The 8,572-nt window shown below is 43.7% G+C and carries 2 protein-coding genes; one reads left to right on the top strand and one right to left on the bottom strand.

What is annotated here, in order from left to right:
* Window positions 1-6,324, bottom strand: a 6,324-nt coding sequence (locus tag MUP17_00895) for a cohesin domain-containing protein (GenBank protein ID MCJ7457532.1), incomplete at its 3' end; no start/stop codon positions are given.
* A 782-nt stretch (window positions 6,325-7,106) separates the two neighbouring features.
* Between MUP17_00895 and MUP17_00900 the strand changes: the two genes are divergently transcribed.
* On the top strand, window positions 7,107-8,572 hold a 1,466-nt coding region (locus MUP17_00900), incomplete at its 3' end, for a dockerin type I repeat-containing protein (GenBank protein MCJ7457533.1).

Consider the following 8,572-nt stretch of genomic DNA (forward strand, 5'->3'; position numbering starts at 1 on the left):
CATGCCAGAACCGGACATGTAGACCAATACTCTGGTCTGGTTGTTTACCACACCCTGCTCGTTCTTCAGGTCGGTGCTAACCTTCACATCTCCCTCGAACACAAACAGAGCAGCACCCAGATTGGCATTGGTAGAGACTTTGTCACCTATCATATAGATGGTGGCTAAATCTGAACCTGGAGTTGGCTTCGGTATCGCGGTAGCATCGTTAACCATAATCCTCAGCATCAGGACGAAATCGCTCAAGGAGAGCGGGAATCCGTCAGCATTGATGTCGGTGTTGGCAATCTGAACCGGAGGATCGATGGTGAACACGCTGGTGCCTCTGATGAAGTAGCTGGAGAACAGAACTACGTCACCTGGGTCATAAGTTATCAAGTTGAGGTTGATGTCTCCTCTCTTCTTCTCACCCGTAGTGCAAATCTGAATCCCTCCGCAATCCTCGAAGCAGACCCGGTTTGAAACCTCGTTTCCAGCGTGGAACTGTGTATCGCAATCGGCATAACTGAATTGATCCGGGTTAGAAGATACATACAACTTATAACCACTTACATCTGTGAATGAGTTCTGAGTGCAGTTGCCCTGATCCCATTCGAAACAAACATTGGCGAAGAATCCTCTCAGGTTATTATTAGAGGCAACTTGGAATTTGACTCTGGCCACCTCTATATAATCCGAGCTGGGCTCAATGGGGACTCCTGCTTGCGTATTCTTCAAGTCGTAGATGCCTAAGAGAAGAAGTTTGTACTTACAGCATCCACACATAGGACAAGGGAGCTGTCTGTAGGTGAAGTACTCCCAGCCAGAAGGAAGCCCGCTGCCACGGGTGACCTTCATAAAAGATAACACCGTGGGATCAAACTCAATCCTTAAATCGAATCCACCTATTTGAACTGAGGTCTTGAGCAGAATCGGTATTGAGACTGTATCTCCGGGGTTGGCGCAGCTATCTTCTCCGATCTTCACAAAGATATCGCAGGCGCAGTTCTGGACTACCACGTAGACCGAATCAAGCACAGAGATTCCGCAGTTATCAGTTACCTTGAAAACTACCAGATGAGGGTTGGAAAGAGTATCAGAAGCTCCTGGTACCCAGGTCCAGCTACCAGACAACGGTGGTTTTCCATTAAGGGTGATGAAGTTGCCCACTCCTGACAGCTTCTCTAAAGTGATATTATAGTTGTTATCTGGATCGGTTCCGGTCACGGTCAGCCTCGCTGTGTCACCCAAGCAAGCAGTTATGGACTGTGGTAGACTAAGTGTCGGCGGGCTATTAATGGTGACTGTCCAGGTGGCGGTATCATAATCCACAGCCCCACAACCATTGGTTACTTTGTATACATAATTATAGGTTCCAGACGAGCTGAGGTAGAATTTGACACATGCTGAGACATTTGTAATCCCGGTCTTGGGTGAGGGAATCCCTGGCCCTTCCAAGATAAGAGTGTCTCCCACATCTGGATCGTTAGCTGTCACACAGAATCTTATGGTATCCGGGGAGCAGAGAGATTTACTTGAATCCGGGGCAATTACAACTGGAGGATGATTGATGCTTACGTTCCAGACCGCGGTATCATAATCCACTGCCCCGCAAGCATCTGTTACCTTATAGATATAAGTATAGGTGCCAGCAGTTGAGATGTAGAATTTCACCTGAGCAGATAAGGGAGAAACGCCTTTCTTCGACGGTGATATTCCAGGACCTTCTAAGGTTATGGAATCGGATTGAGCATCTGTGGCTGTGACATTGAATCTTATGGTGTCAGGCTGACAGAGTTTTTTGGTCGAATCCGGAGCATTTACGATTGGGGGAGTGTTCATGCTAATCACCCAGGTAGAAGTATCAGCATCTGAGGCACCACATTTATCTGTTACAGTATAAATGTAGCCATAAGTTCCTGCAGAGCTAACATAAATCTTAATATTGGTTGACAAAGGTGAAAGTCCCTTGATTGGTGAAGGTATCCCAGGACCGGACAGGGTTAAGGTATCACCTGAGTTCGGATCAGTGGCGGTCACTGTGAACCTGATGGTATCTGGTCCACAGAAAGATTTAGTTGAATCGGGAGCAGTGACCACAGGTGGTGAGTTCATGGTAATAGTCCAGGTAGCAGTATCATAGACTGCAGACCCGCAGTGATTGGTTACCTGGTAGACATATTTATAAGTTTCACCTGAGCTGATATAAAATTTAACATCTGCATAAACAGGGGAGACCCCTTTAATTGGAACAGGTATCCCTGGACCAGATAAAGTTATGGTATCACCTGCATCCGGGTCATTAGCTGTAACCCTGAATCTGATGGTATCGGGTCCGCAGAAGAATTTACTGGAGTCAGGAGCAGTGACTGTAGGAGCTGAATTCATGGTAATAGTCCAGGTAGCAGTATCCACATCCGAAGCACCGCACTTGTCAGTTACAGTATAGATATAGTTATAAGTCCCGGCTGAACTGACATAGATTTTGATGTTAGCGGATAAAGGTGAAAGTCCCTTGATTGGCGAAGGTATCCCAGGACCGGACAGGGTTAAGGTATCACCTGAGTTCGGATCAGTGGCTGTAACTGTGAATCTGATAGTATCAGGTCCACAGAAGAACTTGCTGGAATCAGGTGCAGTGACCACAGGTGGTGAGTTCATAGTAATGGTCCCGGTAGCAGTATCAGCATCTGAGGCGCCGCACTTATCAGTCACGCTGTAGATATAATTATAAGTCCCGGCTGAACTGACATAAATCTTAATATTGGTTGACAAAGGTGAAAGTCCCTTGATTGGTGAAGGTATCCCAGGACCGGACAGGGTTAAGGTATCACCAGAGTTCGGGTCAGTGGCGGTAACGGTGAACCTGATGGTATCTGGTCCACAGAAGGACTTGGATGAATCTGGTGCGGTAACTGTAGGTGCCGAGTTAATAGTAATTGTCCACGTGGCTGTATCATAGTCCACTGCATCACAAGTATCAGTTACCTTATAGATGAAATTGTAAGTGCCAGAGGATGTAGGTGCCCACTTCTGGGTTCCGCTTAAAGGCGAAACTCCATTGACTGTAGCAAAACTGCCAGGGCCTGAGGTCTTCTGTAAGGTCAAGTTCTGTCCGGTATTTGGATCTGTTGCATTAACACTGAAGTTAACGCTGTCCCCTGGATTGCAGATGAACTTATTGTTGTCCGGTGCAGTGACTACAGGCGGTGAGTTCATGGTAATCGTCCAGGTAGCAGTATCTGCATCAGAAGAGCCACACTTGTCACTTACTGTATAGATATAATTGTAAGTCCCCGCTGAACTAACATAGATCTTAATGTTAGCGGACAGCGGTGAAAGTCCCTTGATTGGAGTAGCTATCCCTGGCCCTGATAAGGTTAAGGTATCACCTGTGTTCGGATCAGTGGCTGTGACTGTGAATCTGATAGTATCAGGTCCACAGAAGGACTTGGATGAATCAGGTACAGTGACAGTCGGCGGAGTATTCATATTGATGACATAGGTGGCTGTGTCAAAATCATACCTGCCGCACTTATCCATTGCCTTGAAGATGAAATTATATGTCCCGCTGGCAGTCACATAATATTTCAACGTTCCAGATAAAGGCGGATTACCTTTAACTGTGTCTGGATAGAAGGTCCCTGGTCCAGAATACTTGTATAATTTCAAAGTATCATAAGGATTAGCATCAGTGGCACTAACAGTGAACTTTATGGTGTCGGGACCACATAAGGTCTTGCTGGAATCAGGAGCGGTAACCACTGGTGTGGTAGCATCCTTTATCACAAACCAGGAGGCCGTATCATAATCTACCGCTCCACACTTGTCAGTTACCTTGAAGATAAAGGTATAAGTTCCAGTGGCGGTAACATAATATTTCAGGGTTCCGTTTACAGGAGAAGGTCCGGTAACAGTAGAGAAAATGCCAGGGCTGGAAACTAATTCTAACTTTAGAGTATCATTGGGATCTGCATCTGTAGCACTGACATTAAACCTAATAGTGTCAGGATTGCATAGGAACTTACTTGAATCCGGAGCTGAGACTACTGGTGGTGTATTGAAAGTTATCACCCAGGTAGCTGTGTCATAATCTACTGTACCGCAAGCATCAGTAACTTTATAAATGAAGTTATAAGTGCCTGCTGTTGTAGGTGCCCACTTCTGGATGCCGCTTAAAGGAGAGGCACCGTTGACTGTAGCAAAACTGCCTGGACCTGAAGTCTTCTCCAATGTTAAGTTCTGTCCAGTATTTGGATCTGTAGCGCTGACACTGAAGTTAACACTATCCCCAGGACTGCAGATGAACTTGCTGTTGTCCGGTGCAGTGACTACAGGCGGTGAGTTCATAGTTATTGTCCAAGTGGCAGTATCAGCATCTGAAGCGCCGCACTTGTCACTTACTGTATAGATATAATTATAAGTCCCGGCTGAACTGACATAAATCTTAATATTGGCAGATAAAGGAGAAAGTCCCTTGATCGGAGTTGCTATCCCTGGACCGGACAAGGTCAAAGTATCGCCAGAGTTCGGATCGGTAGCAGTAACTGTGAACCTTATAGTATCAGGTCCGCAGAAGAACTTGGATGAATCAGGTGCAGTGACCACTGGCGGGGTGTTCATATTGATGACATAGGTGGCTGTGTCAAAATCATACCTGCCGCACTTGTCCATCGTCTTGAAGATGAAATTATAAGTCCCGCTGGCAGTCACATAATATTTCAGCTCACCAGATAAAGGCGGATTACCTTTAACGGTGTCTGGATAGAAGGTCCCTGGTCCAGAATACTTGTATAATTTTAAAGTATCATAAGGATTAGCATCTGTAGCACTAACGGTGAACCTTATGGTGTCGGGTCCACACAAGGTCTTGCTGGAATCAGGAGCAGTTACTACCGGTGTAGTGGCATCCTTTATCACAAACCAGGAGGCAGTATCATAATCTACTGCTCCATACTTGTCTGTTACTTTGAAAATGAAATTATAAGTTCCAGTGGCGGTTACATAATACTTCAAAGTGCCACTCACCGGAGAAGGACCATTCACAGTGGTGAAGATACCAGGACTGGAGATTAATTCCAACTTTAAAGTATCATTGGGATCGGTATCTGTTCCACTAACGTTAAACCGGATGGTATCAGGATTGCATAAGAACTTGGAAGAATCAGGTGCCGAAACTACCGGAGGAGTGTTTATAGTAATGGTATAATAGGTGGTATCATAATTGGTTAATCCATGGTTATCCGTGGTTTTGAAGATGAACTTGTATCGTCCACTTGTGTCCGGTACAAAAGACATTGTATCGCTGATAGGAGTTGGGCCGGTTTTCGGGGTATAAATACCTGCTCCGAAAATCTTCTGTATAGTTATTGTATCTTCAGGATCCGGATCAGAGGCAAAAATCGGAACGTAAACAGAGCTTCCTTCTCCAACTAGTAAAACGGGATCCTCGGGTAATATAAGGTTGGGATTATGATTCAGCGCTTCTACGCACTTGGTGGAAAACTGTACTCCATTTCCTTCATAGGCAAAAGTTCCGCTATATCTTGGACCATAGTTGCCAAAAGTTTTGTAGGGATCGCACGGGTAACTAACCGTTGCACTGATAAGCCCGAGCTTATTATATGCCCGTAGTACGTCGTCTTTTTTGGTAAAGATCGTAACGTTTGGGTCATTACCTGGAGAATTTCCGGCTTGAGACTGATAGGGATCAGAAATCCCCGGGAAGTAATCATAAAATTCAGGAATAGTTGTGAGCGGTTTTCCGTTAGCACCAAGGCAAATCATGTCAGCTGTAAAATAACCGTTGTGCCCGCTGGACCAGATGTTAAAATCAACAGCGCAACCGGCAATTTTAAACTTCATAAAAGCTTCTATGCTTCCATCCCCTTCATGCCACTCACGCGTGGATACATCCCACCAAATCTCATATAGATTACCTCCCCATGGCTTCCAGCCCCACCTGTCATTCTCCTTGTAACAGTTGCCTGGACTAGTGGAGTTGGAAAGGTCAAAGTGCTCAGTAAAAACGTTTACATTAGGAGTCGGCGGCTGATCCATACGCACTAAAATGTAGGCGTGATACTGTTCCCAGGAATTTTCAGAGAAAACACGGTTCGCAATCTGCCATAAGCCATTAGCATACCAGATAAACACTTTGCCGGTGTCTGGAGGACACTTGAGTGAACCAGGTGCACCCATAAAATAAGTCGTATCGATCTGGGTATAGTTAGGCGGAGGACCAGGTGGGATATTTGAAGGTGGCCAATAGTAGGCATTGGCTATTATTGAGGTTATTAAAGTCAAAAAGATGGCAAGGCTTAAAAGCTTTAGCCATTTCTTCATGTTGTTTTCCCCTTGTCTTTATGTTTATATATCATCCAATATTGTGAATTATCGCAATTTAAGTGCCCATTTGAAAAGCAAAATGAGAGATTTTCCCACCTGCATATCCATTTGACAATTAAGAAGATACTGCCTATTTCGAAAGCCATCATAATTTCAAAATATTTGTTATGCAATTCTAATCACAAAAGCTGAAAAATATTTCAAGTCAACGACTAACAATGGTTGTTCAAAATTTTAACAATCCTGATTATACTTTTATCCTCTTGAAAAAAAAGACAAAAAAACACCCTAATTTTCTGGTAATCTTTTTGAAGAAATTCTATGTGTGTTAGAAGGGGTAAATCTTTCTAACTATTTCAGTTACAATATAAACTCCTATATTTTTTTGTCAAGGACTATTTTTGTTTTTCTAAATTTTTTTATATTAGTTTTATTGGACTATAAGCTGTTAGAAACCATAAACTTAGGAATGTCTCCGAAAGTGTTCCAATGTAAAAATCGACTTTCTTAGAAGATAGTACCGAGTCAAAGAGTCGAGACTGGATTCAAATTTCAAAAAATTACTGTAAATACCTTAGATAAATAACAAAAAGTTTTCCAGTTTAGAATTCCATTCGAATTGTAAATGAAATAATACTTGACAAAATTTATACTTTAGCTTAATTTGATCCATAAGAAATTGAACCGGATTTTTATCACCTTTTTTTTTGATAAATTTGAAAACTTAAAACTTTCCTTCATTAATGACACAATTTTGAAAACATAACAAGGAGGTTTAAATGAAGAAATGCGGGACACTTTTTGGGGCACTACTGCTTATTCTGATTCCCATTTTGGCGATGGCTCAGGATGCGGGCGTCCCAGATACAGTCAGAGTAGAGTGTCTGAACAAGGTTACACCTAATTCCCATGTAGTTGTAAACGTCTATATAACTAACGATGAAGAGTTGGGTGCATTCACCATCCCACTGGTATTTCCGGATACCACCAGCACTCTGGATGTCACCTGCGATTCGATAAGTTTTGTTGGTACAAGGGCTGCAGGTGCAACTTTGAAGAGCGATAAATCCTACTGTCCTGAATGCATTCAAAATAATAAACACAGATTACAGATATTCGGGATCTGGTTTGGAACAGGGTTGACAGCAGGAAATGGAATCGTGGCTAAATTGTACTTCAGTACCGGTGCTGGCTGGGATTCAACCAAATACGTGCCAGTAGATAGTACCCAGTGGCCTGTCACGGGAGGCAGCGCAGGCTTAGAGCTTGTGCCTTCAGCTACCTCGATAGGATTCGTGCCTGCTTTTGTCAAAGGTTGTCTGGGTAACCCGGTAACTCCCAGCATTTCAGTCAATTCTCCTAATGGTGGGGAAAACTGGAGGGTGGGAAGTACGAACGATATCACCTGGACCTCTCAGAACTTCAGCAATAACGTAAAAATAGAATATTCCACTAATGCCGGTTCAACCTGGAATACAATCGTTCCCAGTACTCCCGATGATGGGGTTCATCCCTGGACAATACCCAACACACCTACAACTCAGGCCAGGGTAAAAATCTCAGACACAGCCACTGGAATACCCTCAGATATGAGCGATGCTAATTTCACTATAAGCACTGCTCCTACTATCACGGTTCCTGGTATACAGCAAGTTTTTTGTGATACTCTTTGTGATACCTTGCGCTTCAAAGTCTTTGCCACAGATGGGGACGTTCTGGATATTCTGACCATTAGTAAAATTGGAGTGGGTGATTTTTATACTGTGCCCCATCCATCACCTGATACCGGATTCTTTACTTGGGTACCAGTCCCGGCAGATACTCAGAACTCTCCTTATACTGATACCTTCATAGTAAACGATGGGACAGGGTTGGCTGATACTGACATGGTTCAGATAAAGGTAATGCCTCGTCCGGTTATTCCTCCTTCTGGTAAAGAGGGTGATGTAAATGGAGACGGGAAAATAAATACTAATGACGTCATCTTTCTAGTTAATTTTATTTTTAAAAATGGCCCGGAACCAGTTCCGCCCCCGGCCGGTGATATCAATGCTGACTGTGTTACTACGGTATCGGATATAGTTTACCTGGTTAATTATCTATTCAAGAACGGATCTGCGCCCAAAATAAGATGTAATCCGGGAGACATAGATTATGATGGTTATGTGAATGTTCCTGACGTAATCTATTTCATCAATTATCTCTTCAAAAGTGGCCCTGCTCCCAGGTCTATGAAATCATCAGA

Source organism: Candidatus Zixiibacteriota bacterium (genome assembly GCA_022865345.1).
GTDB lineage: Bacteria > Zixibacteria > MSB-5A5 > MSB-5A5 > RBG-16-43-9 > RBG-16-43-9.